An 18187-nucleotide genomic window follows, 5' to 3' on the forward strand; every position below is an offset into this window, starting at 1 on the left:
AATTAATTAAATGACTTTTTAAATTTAAAAATTATGGAAAATACTGTAAAAATTACAGCAGCAGACGTAAACAAGCTAAGACAAGCAACTGGTGCTGGGATGATGGATTGTAAAAAAGCCTTAGTTGAAGCTGGTGGAGATTTTGATAAAGCCATTGACGTTTTACGTAAAAAAGGACAAAAAGTTGCAGAAAAAAGAGCTGACAGAGATTCTTCTGAAGGTGCTGCTGTTGCTAAAATAAATGCAGATAATACATCTGGTGTTGCTATCGTTTTAGGTTGTGAAACTGATTTCGTTGGTAAAAACGACACTTTTGTAGCATTAGCTAACCAATTAGCTGATATCGCATTAAATCATGACACAAAAGAAGCCTTTTTAGCTGCTGATTTTGGTGGTATGACTGTTGCAGAAAAATTAGTAGAACAAACTGGAGTTATCGGTGAGAAATTAGACATCACTGCTTTCGAAAAATTAGATGCTCCTTATGTTGGACAATATGTACACATCAACAAAATTGCTGCTTTAGTAGGTTTATCTGCTAAAGTTGATAACGTTGAAACTTTAGTTAAAGATGTTGCAATGCAAGTTGCTTCTATGGGAGCATCATCATTATCTTACAAAGATTTTGACCCTGCTTTTATTGCATCTGAAACTGAAGCGCGTATCGCTGTTATTGAAAAAGACAATATCGAATTAGGACGTTTAGGTAAAACCTTAAAGAATGTACCAAGTTACATCTCTATGGCTCAATTAACTCCTGAAGTTATTGCTGAAGCTGAAGAAGCTGCAAAAGCAGAATTAAAAGCTGAAGGTAAACCAGAACAAATCTGGGATAGAATTTTACCTGGTAAAATGGAGCGTTTCATTTCTGATAACACAACTTTAGACCAAGAACAATGTTTGTTAGATCAAAAGTTTATCAAAGATGATAAGCAAACTGTTTCTGATTACGTTGCAACTTATGGTGATGTTACTGTTACTAGTTTTAAACGTGCTACAGTAGGATAATTAAGTAACTGCAAAAGCAGAATTTACATACCTTTTAAAAGTCATTATCCATATTTTGGATAATGACTTTTTTTTAGCGTTTTTTTCACTTTTACAGATGCTAATAATTACGTAGCTTTGCTCAACTTTTAAATCATCTATTGAAATGAGCCACGATGATACTAATTTTAAAAGAGTACGTACTTGGCAAATTTTACACAGACTAAAAATAGCAACAGAAACTATCTAATGAAATATAAAAGAATATTACTAAAATTATCTGGAGAAGCCTTAATGGGAAATCGTCAATATGGTATAGACCCTGAGCGACTTTCAGAATATGCTCTAGATATTAAAGAAATAACAGAATTAGGTGTAGAAGTAGCTATAGTTATAGGTGGTGGAAACATTTTTAGAGGTGTCGCAGGTGCTATGCACGGTATGGATCGTGTGCAAGGTGATCATATGGGTATGCTCGCCACTGTGATAAATGGTTTAGCTTTACAAAACGCATTAGAAGATAAAGGTATCAAAACACGTTTACAGACTGCTATTAAAATTAATGAAGTTGCTGAACCGTTTATAAGACGAAAAGCAATGAGTCATCTTAATAAAGGTCGTGTTGTAATTTTTGGTGGTGGAACAGGAAATCCTTATTTCACAACAGATTCTGCTGCCGTATTACGTGCCATAGAAATAGAAGCTGATGTAATCTTAAAAGGAACGCGTGTTGATGGTATTTATTCAGCCGATCCAGAAAAAGATAGTACAGCCGTTAAGTTTGATCAGATTTCTTTTAAAGATGTCTTACTTAAAGGTTTAAAAGTTATGGATACAACCGCATTTACTCTAAGTCAAGAAAATGAATTGCCAATTATTGTTTTTGATATGAATAAAAAAGGAAACTTACTAAAAGTAGTTTCTGGAGAAAATATAGGAACAGAAGTCAATGTTTAAACTTTGGCTTAAACTTTGATAACTCTCAATTAAAAAGTTAACACAATGAACGAAGACATTCAATTTATAATAGACACCACAAAAGAAGCTATGGATGCTGCTCTTAAGCATTTAGCTAAGCAATTCACAAATATTAGAGCAGGTAAAGCTAGTCCTGCAATGTTAGGTAGCGTCATGGTAGATTATTACGGCTCACAAACTCCGTTGAGTCAAGTGGCAAATGTAAATACACCAGACGGAAGAACAATAACAGTTCAGCCATGGGAAAAAAATATGCTTCAAGAAATTGAACGTGGAATTATGATTGCTAATCTTGGTTTTAATCCCATGAATAATGGTGATACAATCATTATAAATGTACCACCACTAACTGAAGAGAGACGACGTGATTTAGCAAAACAAGCAAAATCAGAGGCCGAAGATGCTAAAATTGGGGTAAGAAGCGCACGTAAGGATGCTAATCATGACATTAAAGATTCGGATGTATCTGAAGATTTACAAAAAAATGCTGAAGCCGATGTGCAAAAACTTACCGATACTTATGTTAAGAAAATAGACGAAGTTCTAGAGCTTAAGGAAAAAGAGATTATGACCGTGTAATTTTAACACGCATAAAATATAACATCCCATTACAATTGGGATGTTTTTTTTAATATCACAATTAAACATTTTAAATGCGAAAGCACCTGTTTGTCGTTTTACTTATAACGCTTGCATCTTACAGTTATGCACAGCAAACACTTGTAAGTAAAAAAGACTCAACAAAAACAGTTCAAGATTCCATTAAGAAAACAGAATTCTTAAATCATATTGGTAACGGATTTCTTCCTTTTAATTATTTCAATTTAGATTTAAAATACCTTATTAAGTTTAATCAATACGAAGGTGTAAGAAGCGGATTAGGTGGTGTTACTAATAACCGATTTTCTGAACGTTACCGCATCGATGGCTATTTGGTTTATGGTTTTAAAGATAAAGAGATTAAATACAAAATCGGTGGCGGATTTAGAGTTAATGAAGCAACAGACACATGGATTAATCTTGCTTATACTGATGATTTACAAGAAACAGGAAGTTCAAAATTTTTAACCGATAAGCGCTTTTTCACCTTTTTTGAACCACGTTTACTAAACATTGATTTGTTTCATAAACACATTACAAAATCGGTTTCAATACAACACAAAATAACTAATCATTTACTTTCAGAAACGCAATTAGCGACTTCTAAAATAGAGCCAACCTATTTTTACAATTTTGCCATAAAGGATAAAACCTACTCTACCTTTGATTTAAGTACTGTTAAAGCAAGTTTACAATGGAGTCCGTTTAGCACCTATACCACCGAAAATGACAAATTGAAAGAGACCAAGGATGGTTTTCCAAAATTTACACTTCAATACACACAAGCCGTCAGATCTATTTTAGGTAGTGATTTTAATTTTTCTAAACTCGATTTTCGGACCGTACAACAATTTAAACATAAAAATGATGCCATAACAAGTATTACACTTGTTGCAGGTATTGCAGAAGGCAACACTCCAATAACACATTTGTATCACGCTTATCCAAATAACATTAGAAAAGAAACCATACTTCAGCGTTTTTCTGTTGCGGGTTTAAATAGTTTTGAGACGATGTATTTCAATGAGTTTTTTAGCGATCGGTTTTCAACATTACAACTAAAGCACACTTTTAATCGTTTTAATATTTCGGATCGTTTTAAACCACAACTGGTTTTAATATCGCGCTATGCTGTCGGAAACATGAATAATATTAATAGACACCAAGGCATTGAGTTCAGTACTCTCGATAAACTCTACTCTGAATCTGGTTTTGAAATTAACAAATTGCTCTTCGGTTTTGGACTCAGTTTTGCCTACAGATATGGTGGTTATCACTTGCCTAATTTTGAAGATAACATTGCCTTTAAGTTTACCTTCAATATTTCACTTTAGTATAAATTATATTACTGTTAATTAACCTACAAATCCTTAGGTTTTTTCTACCTTTGCCGCTCATTTCTCTCGCTAGACGAGATTTATGTAGAATGATGGTTTCATCAAAACAATAATGTTTATTTCAATCAATTTCTTATGAGCTTGCTCTAAGGCAGTTTTACTACAGCATGTTTAAACTTTTTACCACAGGATTTTGGGAAGCTATTGCAAGACTTATTCTTCGTAATAAAATCTTTATTCTTATTGCTATTATCTTAGCAACTATATTTTTCAGCTCCCAATGGAAACACATGCGTTTTTCATCTACGGAAGCGAATTTATTACCAGATGACCACGAAGTAAACCTTGTTTATAACGAATTTTTAGAAATTTTTGGAGAAGAAGGCAACCTTGTTGTACTCGGTGTCAAAGATTCTACACTATTCTCTGTAAAACAACTGAATGCTTGGAATAAACTTGCAGATTCCTTTAAAGGCTATGATGAAGTTGAAGCTGTTTTATCTATAAAAGATCTTAAAAAACTAGTTAAAAACACTGAAAAAGTACAGTTTGAATTAGAGCCTTTTATAACGGATTCCATAAGTAGTATTGAAGAAGTTAACAAACTTCAAGATGAACTTTTTAATCAATATCCTTTTTACGATAATTTCTTATTTAATGCAGAGACCAAAACTATAAGAACGGCACTCTACTTAAAGAAAGATATTATTAATACACCTGCTAGAAAAGCATTTATTTTAAATAACCTTCAGGAAAAAATTGATGCCTTTGAAGCCCAAACCGGACTCGATGTTAGAGTTTCGGGAATGCCTTATATCCGAACTTTAAGTTCGCAGAGCATTATAGATGAAATTCCTATTTTTATTGGAGGAGCACTATTTGTAACCTCATTAATTTTCTTCTTGTTCTTTAGATCCTTTAGAGCGACTTTTATTTCGCTGGTGGTAGTTTGTATTGGAGTGATGTGGACCTTTGGAATCTTAGGTATACTAGGTTATGAAATTACAGTACTAACGGCTTTAATTCCACCTCTCATCATCGTTATCGGAATCCCAAATTGTATTTTCTTAATCAACAAATTTCAACATGAAGTAAAATCTCACGGAAATAAAGTAAAGTCGTTACAACGTGTAATTACTAAAGTTGGTAACGCTACTTTAATGACTAATGTAACAACGGCTTCTGGTTTTGCTACATTTATACTTACAGAAAGTACATTACTTAAAGAGTTTGGTATTGTTGCTTCGTTGAGCATTCTTGCCATTTTTACATTGTGTTTACTCATTATTCCTATAATGTATACGTTCTTACCTTACCCTAAAGAACGCCATTTAGAACATTTAAATAAACGTTGGATTGGCGCCTTTGTGAACTGGATGGAATCAATGGTAAAGAATAAAAAGATAACAATTTATATTACTACTCTTATTCTAATTGTTGTTAGTATTATTGGTATTCACCAAATTAAAATTTCGGGTAGTCTCATTGAAGACATGCCTCAAAACACAGAATTTTTTAAGGATATTCGATTTTTCGAATCTGAATTTAATGGTATTATGCCATTAGAAATAATGATAGATACGAAGCGTAAAAAAGGAGTTATGAAATTAGCGACTTTAAAACGTATGGATGAGCTTGAGGAGTTAATTACGGATATCCCAGAATTATCGCGACCAATTTCGGTGGTAAGTATCGTAAAATATAGCAAACAGGCCTATTACAACGGTAATCCTAAATATTACCAATTACCAACAAGTCAAGAAAATAGTTTCATCTTATCGTATGCTAAAAACTCAACCTCGAATGTTGATATGCTTAGCAATTTTGTAGATAGCACAGGCCAATATGCACGTATTACTACCTTTATGAAGGATATTGGTACTGATAAAATGGAGCGTATTCAAGAAGACCTTCAAGCTGAAATAGACAAGTTATTTCCTAAAGAACGTTATAATGTAATCATTACAGGTAAAGCTTTAGTTTTTCAAAAAGGAACTAAATATTTGGTTAAAAACTTAGCCATTTCATTGACACTTGCCATTGTACTTATTGCGCTATTTATGGCGTATTTGTTCCGTTCTTTTAAAATGATAATTGTATCCTTAATTCCTAATTTACTACCACTTTTAGTAACAGCAGGAATCATGGGTTACATTGGTGTACCTATAAAGCCTTCAACTATTTTAGTGTTTAGTATCGCTTTTGGTATTTCGGTAGATGATACTATTCACTTTTTAGCAAAATACAGACAAGAGTTACAAGCCAACAATTGGAAAATTAAAAAATCTGTTTATGCAGCACTTAGAGAAACTGGCGTTAGTATGATTTATACTTCAATTGTATTATTCTTTGGGTTCTCGGTATTTACCATTTCTAGCTTTGGTGGCACCGTAGCTTTAGGAGCTTTAGTTTCTATAACCTTACTATTTGCCATGCTGTCTAACTTACTCTTGTTACCGTCGTTATTACTATCTTTAGAGCGCAATATTGCCAATAAAGAAGTCTTAAGAAAACCTTCCATCAATGTTATTGCTTTGGAAGATGATAACGAAGACGACAAATCAAACTAAGCATATCATTATATTTTAGCCTTAAAAAATTATTAAAAAAATGACTTCAAAAACTGTAGCACAATTATTATCACAAGATGTCACCTTACAAGACGTTAGCATTAAAGGGTGGGTAAGAACGTTTAGAGCCAATCGATTTATAGCTTTAAATGATGGTTCTACCATAAATAATATTCAATGTGTTGTTGATTTTGAAAATTTTGACGAAGCCCTTTTAAAACGTGTTACTACGGGAGCTGCAATTCATATTACAGGCGAGTTAGTAGAAAGTCAAGGTAAAGGACAATCGGTTGAAATTGTTGTAAAAACATTAGAGGTTCTAGGCGATTCTGATCCAGAAACCTACCCTATTCAACCAAAAAAACATTCGTTTGAATTTTTAAGAGAAAACGCTCATTTACGTACAAGAACAAATACGTTTAGTGCTGTAATGCGTTTACGTTCTTCATTATCTTTTGCTGTTCATAAATACTTTAATGAAAATGGCTTTAACTATATGCACACACCTATTATTACAGGAAGTGATGCTGAAGGTGCAGGTGAAATGTTTAAGGTTACCAACTTAGATTCAAAAAACCCGCCATTAAATGAAGATGGTTCTGTAAATTATAAAGAAGATTTCTTCGGAAAAGAAACAAATTTAACGGTATCTGGTCAGCTTGAAGCTGAATCTTACGCTATGTCTTTAGGGAAAGTGTATACGTTTGGCCCAACGTTTAGAGCAGAAAACTCTAATACGTCGCGTCACTTAGCTGAGTTCTGGATGATAGAACCAGAAGTTGCTTTTATGGACTTAGCTGGTAATATGGATTTGGCTGAAGATTTCATGAAGTCTGTATTGAGCTATGTTTTAGAAAACAATAAAGAAGATTTAGAGTTTTTAGACAAGCGTCTTTTAGATGAAGAAAAAACAAAACCTCAGGCAGAACGCAGCGAAATGAGCTTAATTGAAAAAATTAAGTTTGTTGTAGATAACAACTTTAAACGTGTAAGCTATACAGAGGCTATAGATATCTTAAAAAACTCTAAACCAAATAAAAAGAAGAAATTCAATTATATTATTGAAGAATGGGGAGCTGATTTACAATCTGAGCACGAACGTTTCTTAGTAGAAAAGCATTTTAAATGTCCGGTAATATTATTTGATTACCCAGCCAACATTAAAGCCTTTTACATGCGTTTAAATGAAGACGGAAAAACGGTAAGAGCTATGGATATTTTATTCCCTGGTATTGGCGAAATGGTTGGAGGATCGCAACGTGAAGAGCGCTTAGATGTCTTAAAAGAAAAGATGAAAGCTTTAGATATTTCTGAAGAAGAGTTATGGTGGTATTTAGATCTACGTAAATATGGTTCGGCAGTACATTCTGGTTTCGGATTAGGATTTGAACGCTTAGTTATGTTTGCTACAGGAATGGGAAATATAAGAGATGTTATTCCTTTTCCTAGAACACCACAAAATGCAGAGTTTTAATTTCTAAATAATATACCTGACAGGTATCAAAAACCTGTCAGGTTTTTTTATTACATTTATAATCAACAGAAATTTTATGTCTCTAAAGCAGTTTTTATCATTTAAACTATCTCAAAAGTTATCTCCACAGCAGATACAACTTATGAAGTTGATTCAATTGCCTACACAGGCTTTTGAGCAACGTTTGAAGCAAGAGTTAGAAGAAAACCCCGCCTTAGATACCGGAAAAGAATCAGAAGCGTCTGAAGACAATGTAGATGAATTTGATAATTCTGAAACGGATTATGATGACAATGAAACGATTGAAGCTGATGATATTAATATCGACGAATACCTAAGCGACGATGAAATCCCTGAATACCGTACGCAAGCCAATAATTACAGTGCTGATGATGAAGATAAGACGATGCCTTATGCTGCTGGGACTTCATTTACGCAACATTTAATAAATCAGTTAAACACCTTTAGATTAACCGAACAAGAAGAAGAAATTGCGTATTTCCTGGTTGGTAGTGTTGATGAAAGCGGTTACATACGTCGTTCTCTAGCTGATATTACAGATGATTTAGCTTTTACACAAAATGTGTATACAACAGAAGAGGAAGTTGAAAAAGTACTAAATATTGTGCATCTATTAGATCCTGCAGGTGTTGGCGCTCGCAATCTTCAAGAATGTTTAAGCATTCAGTTACATAGAAAAGAACAGCATCCAGATGTTGAATTGGCAACAACTATTATAGATAAAGGCTTTGAGCAATTTACCAAAAAGCACTATAAGAAGTTAATGCAAAAATTTAATATTAACGAAGAGCAACTCAAAGAGGCTATAGAAGAGGTCGAAAGACTTAATCCTAAACCTGGTGGTTCTTATGCTGGTAATAACAAAATCGTAGAACATATTGTACCAGACTTTGCTATAAAGATTGTAGATGGAGAATTGGAACTTACTCTAAATGGTAGAAATGCACCAGAATTGCATGTCTCTCGGGAATACAATAATATGCTTAAAGGTTATAAAGAGACTAAAGAAAAGTCTAGAGCCCAAAAGGATGCAGTAATGTTTATAAAACAAAAATTAGATGCTGCTAAGTGGTTTATTGAAGCGGTAAGACAACGTCAGCAAACTTTATTTGTTACCATGAGTTCGATTATGCATTACCAAAAAGAATACTTCTTATCTGGTGATGAGCGTAATTTGCGCCCTATGATATTAAAAGATATCGCTGACGAAATTGAAATGGATGTGTCTACCATTTCTAGAGTTGCCAACAGTAAGTATGTTGACACTCCTTACGGCACAAAATTAATTAAAGAATTCTTCTCAGAATCGATGACTAACGATCAAGGAGAAGAAGTTTCAACTAGAGAAATTAAAAAGATTCTAGAAACGGTTATAGAAGAAGAAAGTAAAAAGAAACCTTTGACTGATGAAGCGCTTTCTAAAATCTTAAAAGAAAAAGGTTATCCAATAGCAAGACGGACTGTTGCTAAATATAGAGAGCAATTAGATATTCCTGTGGCGCGATTGAGAAAGGAACTTTAAACTTTTAATTAGTACAACTTTCACAATAACTTCTGCGCAAATAATCGTTTGCCAATAGCTGAAACGTGACTCCTCCATTTTCAACAGCATTAAATATTTTACAATATCTTTTACTGTTAAGGTTTATAGCGTTTAACATAATTGCTCTATAAGCATCAGTCTTAGTGAGCTCATTATCTGTTAGTGTTAAGTTTAAGTAGTAAAATAGTAGATCTTCATCAACATCTATAGAACGTGCCTTTTTAGTTAATAATTCAGCCGCTTTATCCGTATTTGCATAATACACTAAATACTGCGCTAAACTAAAATAGTCAAAATCGGAAAGGGATACTTTCTTATAGGCATTAGTAATGTAATTTACCGACTTATCTTTGTTTTTGTAATCGCGCTCGCGCATATACTTTTCACTTTTAATGATGTGATAATTAATCATCATCCTATCGATAAGCTGCTGGTCAATACCAAAACTTTTTAGAGCGTAAATTTCTGATTTAAACGTATCATCATTTACAGGTTCAATATTGTGACGCCAAATTAAAAATTTCAAGGCAACTAAATTATAACGCACTTTTGGATTCTTAGCTTCTAATTTTTTAAGAGCTTCTAGTTCATTCCTTACGATAATAAGTTGCTTCTGGTCTAATAGGTATTTAGTGGCACTATTATTATTTAAAAAATCAATGAATTTCAACTGTGCAGGAATTTCCATATTTTTTAAAATATTTGGTGATACTTCCTTATTCTTTAGTTTTTCAAAAATTGAATTTTGTATTTGGGCAGCTTCATCTAATTTACCATCCTTTATGGACGAATTAAAGAGTCCTACGAGCTCTGTTGTAGATTTTGCTTTATAGATATCTTTCCGTTCCAATTCTAACGTAATAATCGCTTTTCTATGGTTTTTTAAATACGGCTCCATGTCTTGAGAAAAAGCACCTACAAGCTTAGATTTTAATTCACTCTTACTTAGAGCCTTTAGGTTCTCGTATTTTGTACCTTCAATATCATTTAAAAATTCAACCCAATTTTCTGAAGAAGATATAGTTGTTTTGATATTGGGTTTCTGATATGATTGAATGGCCTTGGCAATACTATTAGCTCTTTCTTGTTGCAATTCTATATTGCGTTCTAAACCACCTTCAATAGATGAATACGCTTTGATGTTTATCGTCTTTATATTAAAATTTGTTAAGTTTAATGAATCGTAAACTGGCTTTATATCCGCTGATGAGTATTGTGTCTTATTCTTCTCAAACGGTATTTTAAACCGAAGCGTTTTGTACTTTATTTGAAATGACTCATCTTCAATATCTGCAACCTTCTCATTTTTAAAACTTATAGAATCTAAATACATGCCCATATCTAGCAAGTCCCATTTGTAGGCTTTAATATCATAGATAATTTGATAGCGACAGAGCGTTTTATTACCTAAGAAAAGCATATTGTATTCTAGTTCTTTATTCTTCAGGTTATCTGGTAATTTACCCACTAATACACGATAGGAATTTTCACCAATAGATTTTAAGCCGCTTTTAAGTCGAGAGGCATAGACAGGTCTTAACAATTCGCCTCTAATCTGATCCGGTTTAATGGTTTCTATTGTGCAATCATACATATCCTTAGAAACGACATCAATAGCAATACCATCCGTATCACTTTTAAATAAACTATTGAACCACGATTTGTCATTGGTATGAAAGTACAAATTACCATTGTCATTTTTTATAGTAAAATTTACTTCTTTAGGTTTTTGCTGAAATACCGAAAAACAATTCCTACAAGCTCGATTTCTTTCAGATTCCGATTTGGGGAAAATGACTCCATAATTACCTTGAGCCAAGGTATAATTTAGACTTAGTAAAATGAGTAAACTTAGAGTGATGTATTTTTTAATCATTCGTTGTTTTTTATAAAAGTAAAATATATAATCTACTTATAAACTATAGCATCAATATTTTGAAGATAAAACTTTACATTTGTTATTACACATGAAAGAATTTATTTTAAAAGGTATATCGTTTGTTTTTCACCCATTAATAATGCCATTATTGGGTATATTATTTTACTTTTCTAAAACTCCACGTTACATTCCAGAGCCGATAAGAAATGCTAAAATATTTTCGATTGTAATCCTTACAATCATTTTACCGATCCTTTTATTCTTCCTACTCAAAACAATCAATAAGGTTAATTCTATCTATCTAAAAAGTACCAAAGAGCGCTTAATACCATTATTTATCAATTGTATTATAATTGTGTTGATTCTAATACGCGTTTTAACACCAGATGAAATTATAGAATTATACTACTTCTTTTTAGGTATTCTATGTTCTACTTTAACATGTTTTATATTGGCTGTTTTTAAAATAAAAGCAAGTATTCATATGATAGCTGCCTCTGGCTTTTTTATGTTCGCTGTTGCATTAAGTTTGCATTATCATATAAATATCATTGGTACAATTGCGCTAATGATGATTATTCTAGGTGCCATTGCCACATCGCGTTTACATCTAAAAGCGCACACCCCTCAAGAATTGATAATAGGTGTTTTTACAGGATTAATGCCGCAGTTTATCCTTCTTAATTATTGGTTATAGCACATAAAACATCAATCCTATTTTTAAGGATTTCATATCTATACTTTCACCTTCGAACGCTATGTCATTATCAAAAATTGAGTTTAAACCATAATACACATGAAAATTCCAAGTACTATAACCAGCACTCAGAGTTAAACCATATTGAATTTTATTAAAGCTATCTATATTAGACAGTTTCTCATTAGCCAAATCACTCTTAAAAGTTGTAGTATTATATAGTAAGTACCCTATTTTAAACCCTGTGTAAATACGCCAAAAATTATAATCTTCTGGATTAGAAGTTCTCCATCTAATTTCTAAAGGCACTTCTACGAGGTACGTAGCAAACTTATTCTTAGATACATTATAGTCACTTTCATCTATTTTACTAAAGGATATCGTCTTATTAATTTCTTCAATCAATACGTTTTTTTGGTTATAAGAATTAGTAGAAACCCCTAAACCTAAACCTATCGAAACATTACGTTTTTCGTTAATTGGCATATCTCTTATAAAACCAAAATGAAACCCCGATGAAAAACCAGATTGAGAGACTCCATTCGGCTTTTCATTCAGTATATTATAGGTTACTGACGCATAGAATTGGTCCTCTCTGTAATCTTTATATAATTTGGACGCATCTATATTCTCATTTTGCGAAAACCCCAAAAAACCTATTAATATAAATATAAGTAGCAAGTAACTTTTTATGTGTTGATACCGATACTTTTTTAGATTGTGATATGCTCTCATTATAATCTTTTATTTAGAGATAACGTATTTAGCATGATTGTTAAATATTGATAAAGCTACAAAATCTTTAATATCAATTAAACAAAAAACGCCCTGAGATTGTTTCTCAGGACGTTTTTATATAAAATTAAGAATTTATTATAAATTTTCGTTTTTAGTATTAGCTATATACATCACTTTTAATGCATTAGCTTTACGCAATTCTTGCTTAATATCTGATACTAAACCTGCATTGGTCTCTTTATCGATTTTAAGACCAATTACGACTCTACTTTGTAAGTCTTCGTTCAAATCGTTTATACCCTGAATAACTGATGATTGCACATCTTCTACAGTAATATAAGCATCATTAAATTGAATCCTTGGTTCTTTACCAAATTGCTTGTATAAATCGCTTGGTTTTCCTGCATAAATAAAGATTGTTCTGTCTTTTTTAAGTTTTTCAACCTGATCGGCACTAGGCAATCTGTTTTCAATCATTAAAGTACTGTCTCTCATTACAGTTGCAACCATAAAAAAGAAAAGCAACATAAATACAATATCTGGAAGTGATGCCGTTGAAATTGCGGGCAATCCACCTTTATCTTTTTTTCTAAACTTAGACATAATTGTTACTTTTTATTATTTTTCAGGTTCTGCTTCAGACAATTTCATTGGGAATAATAACTTAACGGTTTCAATTCGCTCATTAAGTACCTCATCCTTACTAAATTGATTCTTCTCTTTCTCTTCAAGCATAGCGGTAAACACCTTATCAGCATCTGGATAATACTTTTTGTATAGTCTTTCTGCTTCTCGCTCTCTTAAGAAATTATAGGCTGCAACCAACTCATTTTGTACATCGATGTACTTTTCATAAGTGGTTTCTCTATCGTGCTTCATTGAGATAATTGCTTTATCTGGATGGTCTGAGGAATCCTCTAAACGCTTTCCTTTACAATAATCACAAGACTCACCTTCTGGGTTAGTTCCGCCTCCATTATCTAAAAAATCAATAGCTGCTTGTCTTAGTTCACTAATCGGAATTTCCTCCTCTTCTACTAAGAGTTGGTTATTACGGTTAATATTAACAGTAAATAGATTTTTTTGTCTAATAATTGGTGGTTCAACTTCAGTGTCATCAATAGGTGGCAAACTTCTTAATAATCCTTTGTCCTTTTCAATAGTAGTTGTTACTAAGAAAAAGATAAGTAATAAGAAGGCAATGTCAGCCATTGATCCTGCATTTACTTCGGGTGCTGCTCTTTTTGCCATGTTATATTATTTACTAATTACTTTTTTAACTCCTGAGAAAATCATAGTTATTGCAGCAATTGCTAATAATACATAGAATGCAATTAAACCGGCACCAACCATGTGAGACTGTCCTTCTGTTGCCAAATCGTCACCACTTTTGTATACTATTGTATCTCCTCCAGATAAAGCATAAGAAATGGCTAATACAGCTACAAACGCACCAACACCAATTAATGTACTTTTAAGAGAAGCCGTATTTGTAATTAGATTTTGTACAACAAAAAACAATACAAATGCAACAACTAATCCTAATATCACGTAAGCACTGTAGGCCATAGGCTCAAACAAACCTGCTTCACCACCTGTTTCCATAGCTTCGTCACCAGCAACAATAATTCTCACAAGAGAAATGATACCAAACAAACTAAGAGCAGCGGCAATAATTTTAAATATTTTGTGCATAATTAATTTTTATTTTTTGTGTCTTACTAATAAATCCATCAAAGTAATTGATGCATCTTCCATATCATTTACAATACTGTCTATTTTCGCAATGATATAATTATAAAAAATTTGAAGTATAATCGCTACAATAAGACCAAATACAGTTGTTAAAAGTGCTACTTTAATACCACCTGCTACTAATGATGGGTTCATATCACCTGCAGCTTCAATTTTATCAAATGCAGAAATCATACCAATTACCGTACCCATGAAACCAAGCATTGGTGCCAAAGCGATAAATAATGAAATCCAAGACACATTCTTTTCCAATTGTCCCATTTGTACACCACCATAAGCTACAACAGCTTTTTCAGCAGCATCGATATCTTCATCGGCTCTGTCTAAACCTTGATAGAATATAGAGGCAACAGGTCCTTTTGTATTTCTACAAACTTCCTTTGCTGCTTCGATACCACCAGAATTTAGTGCATCTTCTACATTTTGAGTTAATTTTTTAGTGTTTGTAGTCGAAAGATTTAAAAAGATAATTCTCTCAATAGCAATTGCCAAACCAAGAATTAAACATAATAGTACAATACCCATAAAGCCTGCACCCCCTTCAATAAAACGCTTTTTTAATACTTGATGGAAACTCAAATCTTCTTCTGCCGCAGCATCATCACTTTGAGTTACACTTGTTACAGTTGCTGTTGCACTTGCAAAGGCTGTTGTTGCATTGGCATTAACAGTTCCGATAGCCATTAAACATGTTATGGCAAGGATAGAAAATAATCTTTTCATTGTTCTGAATCTTAATTTTATTAGTTAAAGTGTTAAAGGTAAAAAAAAATATGCAATAATCACGTAAAATATCAGCAGAGAGGAAGGGATTCGAACCCTCGATACCCTTTTGAGGTATACACACTTTCCAGGCGTGCGCCTTCGACCACTCGGCCACCTCTCTCTAAATTTATTTCAAATTACATAGTGCCAAATAACGAAAAAATCTTCAAACACTAAAATTTATAGTGTTATTTTCTGTTATTTTTAGGACATTTCACCTCTTAAGGACGTTTCGAAAATAGTTTTGAATTCTTTTCCTTCAATTTTCTCGCCTAAAAGGTACATCATTTTGGCTATCGCCGCTTCTATAGTAATATCTTTTCCGGAAATAACACCAATCAATTTTAACTGTGAACTGGTTTCATATTGGCCCATATTTACACTACCTCCTGCGCATTGGGTAACATTAATTATATGAAGTCCATTGTTAATTGCTTCTCTTAATAATTTTATAAACCAAGCTTCGCTTGTTGCATTGCCAGAACCGTAAGTTTCTATAATAAGTCCTTTAATTAATTTACTTGTAAGAATAGCTTCGCATATTGGTCTAGAAATACCTGGAAACAATTTTAAAACCCCAATATTAGTGTCCATGGCTGTACGCAAAATCAATTTTGTGTTTGGGGTTGGCTTCCATAAATGTTCAGAATTAACTTTTAAATGGACTCCAGATTCTGCTAAATGCGGATAATTTAACGACTCAAAAGCTTCAAAATGTTCAGCATTTAATTTAGTCGTTCTATTGCCTCTGTATAATTTATATTCAAAATATAAGCCTACTTCTCTAATGACAGGTATACCTTCAATATTTAAAGAGGCCATCTGTATCGATGTAATTAGGTTTTCCTTTGCATCCGTACGTAAATCTCCAATTGGTAATTGTGAACCGGTAAAGATTACTGGTTTTGCTAAGTTTTCTAACATAAAACTAAGTGCAGATGCCGAATAACTCATCGTATCACTACCATGCAAAACCACAAAACCATCATATTTTAAATAATTCTCACCTATAATAGTCGCTATATCTCCCCAATATTTAGGATTCATGTTGGATGAATCTATGGGCTCTTCAAAAGAAATGGTATCAATGGTACAATCTAGTAATCGTAATTCTGGGATCTTAACAAGCAGACTATTAAAATCGAATGCTTTTAGCGCACCAGTTTCAACATCTTTAATCATACCAATGGTGCCACCGGTATATATTAATAGAATATGTGGTTGTTTTGTCATTTAAATTCCGAATATAGCTTTTGAATTTTCTGTAGTAATGGTAGCGATTTCTTCTTCACTTATTTCATAAAGTTCTGCTAATTTTTCTAAGACTTTATATATGTGAGCACTTTCATTTCGTTTTCCTCGGAATGGTTTTGGTGCCAAATAAGGCGAATCCGTTTCTAAAACAATGTGTTTGAGATCTATTTGGTTGATAAATTGATCTATTTTACCATTCTTAAAAGTAACGACTCCCCCTATTCCTAATTTCATATTATAGGAAATTGCCTTTTCCGCTTGCTCTAAAGTACCAGTAAAACAATGAAAAATCCCGAATAAATCATCAGACTTCTCTTGTTCTAAAACTTCAAAAATTTCATCGAAAGCGTCCCTACAATGGATAACGATAGGCAAGTTATATTGTTTTGCAAGATTTATTTGATGTTTGAAGGCTTCAATTTGAATATCTAAAGTCGTTTTATCCCAATACAAATCAATTCCAATCTCTCCAATAGCACAAAATTTTCGTTGTGCTAATAATTCGTCCACAAGACGCAATTCCTCTTTATAATTATCTTTTACAGAAGTAGGATGCAAACCCATCATTAAAAAGACATGTTCAGGGAAATCTTTTTCGAGTTGAAGCATAGATTCTGTATGGGTAGAGTCTATTGCCGGAATGAAAAACCGTGTTACGTTAGCATTTATGGCGCGCTGAATCATTTCCGCTCTATCGTCATCAAAAGCCTCACTGTACAAATGGGTATGGGTATCTGTAATAATCATTTTGCAAAAGTAAAAAAGTCATCTTGGATTTGATGACTTTCGTTTTAGTATTTATTTCAAAGGGCTATAGCGCTATATTACTAGCGTTTAAAGTTTAGTCCAATTTCTCCAATAACTCTTGAGCCGTTTTGTAATCTTCTGCATCCTGAGGTATCGTTTTAAGAACTTTAATACACTCTGACTCTTTATCTTGTTTTAAATAATTTAAGGCCAAAATCCATTTTGCTTTATTTTGATAGGCTGAATTCCCATTCGTTATTTTTCTTAATAAAATCTCAGCTTCTTCAAACCGATTGGTTTCAACCAAAGCCATAGATTTATATAATTGAATTTCTAAATTGGTAAAATCATCTTCTAAAATAAGATTAAAGGCCTTTATAGCTTCTTTATAATTCTTTGCATTAAAGCTCTGTTCTCCTTTGCTTAAATTAGAATCATCAGAACTTCTAACCGTTAAACTAATAGGATCAAAGTTATTATAATCATCATATTTAGGACCTCCAAACTGGTTAAAAACAAAGAATCCTAAAAGAACGACCACAGAGGCTGCAACAGCATACTTATAGAAATTAGATTTTGGAGACGGCTTAATTACGAGTTCCTCATCGTGAATGGCATTAAAATGCTGACTAGAAATAACATCTAAATTGGCTTTGAAATCAAAAATTTCGCGTTCGTTTGCAATTTGATGTTCTAGATTTGAAGATAGATCTTTATAAATCTCAAAAGACTTATTAAATTCAGGATCTGATTCTAATCGCATACTAAATGCTAATAAATCCTCCTCAGACAAATCTCCAACAAGGTAAGCTTCAAACTGTATATAATCTTGTTCTTCCATA

At 32.7% G+C, this 18187-nt stretch carries 17 protein-coding genes and 1 tRNA gene; 8 read left to right on the forward strand and 10 right to left on the reverse strand.

Annotation, left to right across the window (positions count from 1 at the left end; translation table 11 throughout):
- Positions 1-33 precede the first annotated feature (33 nt).
- The 7 genes from tsf to rpoN all read left to right on the forward strand — a co-directional run bounded on the left by tsf (position 34) and on the right by rpoN (position 9489).
- Positions 34-1008: a translation elongation factor Ts gene (tsf, locus tag DFQ09_RS11555; protein WP_115810489.1), complete on the forward strand. Its 975-nt coding sequence runs from the start codon at positions 34-36 to the stop codon at positions 1006-1008.
- Between the two features lie 228 nt (positions 1009-1236).
- A complete protein-coding gene (pyrH, locus tag DFQ09_RS11560; RefSeq protein ID WP_115810491.1) occupies positions 1237-1944 on the forward strand; it encodes a UMP kinase in 708 nt (235 codons plus the stop codon).
- Positions 1945-1989: 45 nt separating this feature from the next.
- The gene (gene frr, locus DFQ09_RS11565; RefSeq protein WP_115810493.1) at positions 1990-2544 is read left to right on the forward strand and encodes a ribosome recycling factor; all 555 of its coding nucleotides are present in this window, start codon (positions 1990-1992) and stop codon (positions 2542-2544) included.
- A 74-nt stretch (positions 2545-2618) separates the two neighbouring features.
- Positions 2619-3899: a DUF5686 family protein gene (locus DFQ09_RS11570; protein WP_115810495.1), complete on the forward strand. Its 1281-nt coding sequence runs from the start codon at positions 2619-2621 to the stop codon at positions 3897-3899.
- Positions 3900-4069: 170 nt separating this feature from the next.
- Positions 4070-6472, forward strand: coding sequence for an efflux RND transporter permease subunit (locus DFQ09_RS11575; protein WP_115810497.1), 2403 nt, complete (start codon positions 4070-4072; stop codon positions 6470-6472).
- 40 nt (positions 6473-6512) lie between these two features.
- Positions 6513-7946 carry an asparagine--tRNA ligase gene (asnS, locus tag DFQ09_RS11580; protein ID WP_115810499.1) on the forward strand — a complete coding sequence of 478 codons (1434 nt, stop codon included), beginning with the start codon at positions 6513-6515 and terminating at the stop codon, positions 7944-7946.
- A 76-nt stretch (positions 7947-8022) separates the two neighbouring features.
- The gene (gene rpoN / locus DFQ09_RS11585; RefSeq protein ID WP_115810501.1) at positions 8023-9489 is read left to right on the forward strand and encodes an RNA polymerase factor sigma-54; all 1467 of its coding nucleotides are present in this window, start codon (positions 8023-8025) and stop codon (positions 9487-9489) included.
- A 4-nt stretch (positions 9490-9493) separates the two neighbouring features.
- Here rpoN and DFQ09_RS11590 read toward each other — a convergent pair whose 3' ends face one another.
- Positions 9494-11386: a hypothetical protein gene (locus DFQ09_RS11590; RefSeq protein ID WP_115810503.1), complete on the reverse strand. Its 1893-nt coding sequence runs from the start codon at positions 11384-11386 to the stop codon at positions 9494-9496.
- Between the two features lie 91 nt (positions 11387-11477).
- On the opposite strand from DFQ09_RS11590, the gene DFQ09_RS11595 reads away from it, so the two are divergent.
- Positions 11478-12086, forward strand: a complete 609-nt coding sequence (locus DFQ09_RS11595; protein ID WP_115810504.1) for a hypothetical protein — start codon at positions 11478-11480, stop codon at positions 12084-12086.
- Here DFQ09_RS11595 and DFQ09_RS11600 read toward each other — a convergent pair.
- From DFQ09_RS11600 to DFQ09_RS11640, 9 genes are all read right to left on the reverse strand, one after another.
- A complete protein-coding gene (locus DFQ09_RS11600; RefSeq protein ID WP_115810506.1) occupies positions 12081-12821 on the reverse strand; it encodes a porin family protein in 741 nt (246 codons plus the stop codon). The genes DFQ09_RS11595 and DFQ09_RS11600 overlap by 6 nt on opposite strands.
- 138 nt (positions 12822-12959) lie before the next feature.
- Positions 12960-13427, reverse strand: coding sequence for an ExbD/TolR family protein (locus tag DFQ09_RS11605; protein WP_115810508.1), 468 nt, complete (start codon positions 13425-13427; stop codon positions 12960-12962).
- A 15-nt stretch (positions 13428-13442) separates the two neighbouring features.
- Positions 13443-14075: an ExbD/TolR family protein gene (locus DFQ09_RS11610; RefSeq protein WP_115810510.1), complete on the reverse strand. Its 633-nt coding sequence runs from the start codon at positions 14073-14075 to the stop codon at positions 13443-13445.
- 6 nt (positions 14076-14081) lie between these two features.
- On the reverse strand, positions 14082-14519 hold the full coding sequence (locus DFQ09_RS11615; RefSeq protein WP_115810512.1) for a hypothetical protein: 438 nt from the start codon (positions 14517-14519) through the stop codon (positions 14082-14084).
- A 9-nt stretch (positions 14520-14528) separates the two neighbouring features.
- Positions 14529-15302 carry a MotA/TolQ/ExbB proton channel family protein gene (locus DFQ09_RS11620; protein ID WP_040756945.1) on the reverse strand — a complete coding sequence of 258 codons (774 nt, stop codon included), beginning with the start codon at positions 15300-15302 and terminating at the stop codon, positions 14529-14531.
- A 75-nt stretch (positions 15303-15377) separates the two neighbouring features.
- Positions 15378-15465, reverse strand: a tRNA-Ser gene (locus tag DFQ09_RS11625).
- 83 nt (positions 15466-15548) lie between these two features.
- Positions 15549-16577, reverse strand: coding sequence for an asparaginase (locus tag DFQ09_RS11630; protein WP_115810514.1), 1029 nt, complete (start codon positions 16575-16577; stop codon positions 15549-15551).
- Complete coding sequence (locus tag DFQ09_RS11635; RefSeq protein WP_115810516.1) at positions 16578-17345, reverse strand: TatD family hydrolase; 768 nt, start codon at positions 17343-17345, stop codon at positions 16578-16580.
- 94 nt (positions 17346-17439) lie between these two features.
- On the reverse strand, positions 17440-18186 hold the full coding sequence (locus DFQ09_RS11640) for a tetratricopeptide repeat protein (RefSeq protein WP_115810518.1): 747 nt from the start codon (positions 18184-18186) through the stop codon (positions 17440-17442).
- Position 18187 lies beyond the last annotated feature (1 nt).

The organism is Winogradskyella pacifica (assembly GCF_003386275.1).
GTDB classification, from domain to species: Bacteria; Bacteroidota; Bacteroidia; order Flavobacteriales; family Flavobacteriaceae; genus Winogradskyella; species Winogradskyella pacifica.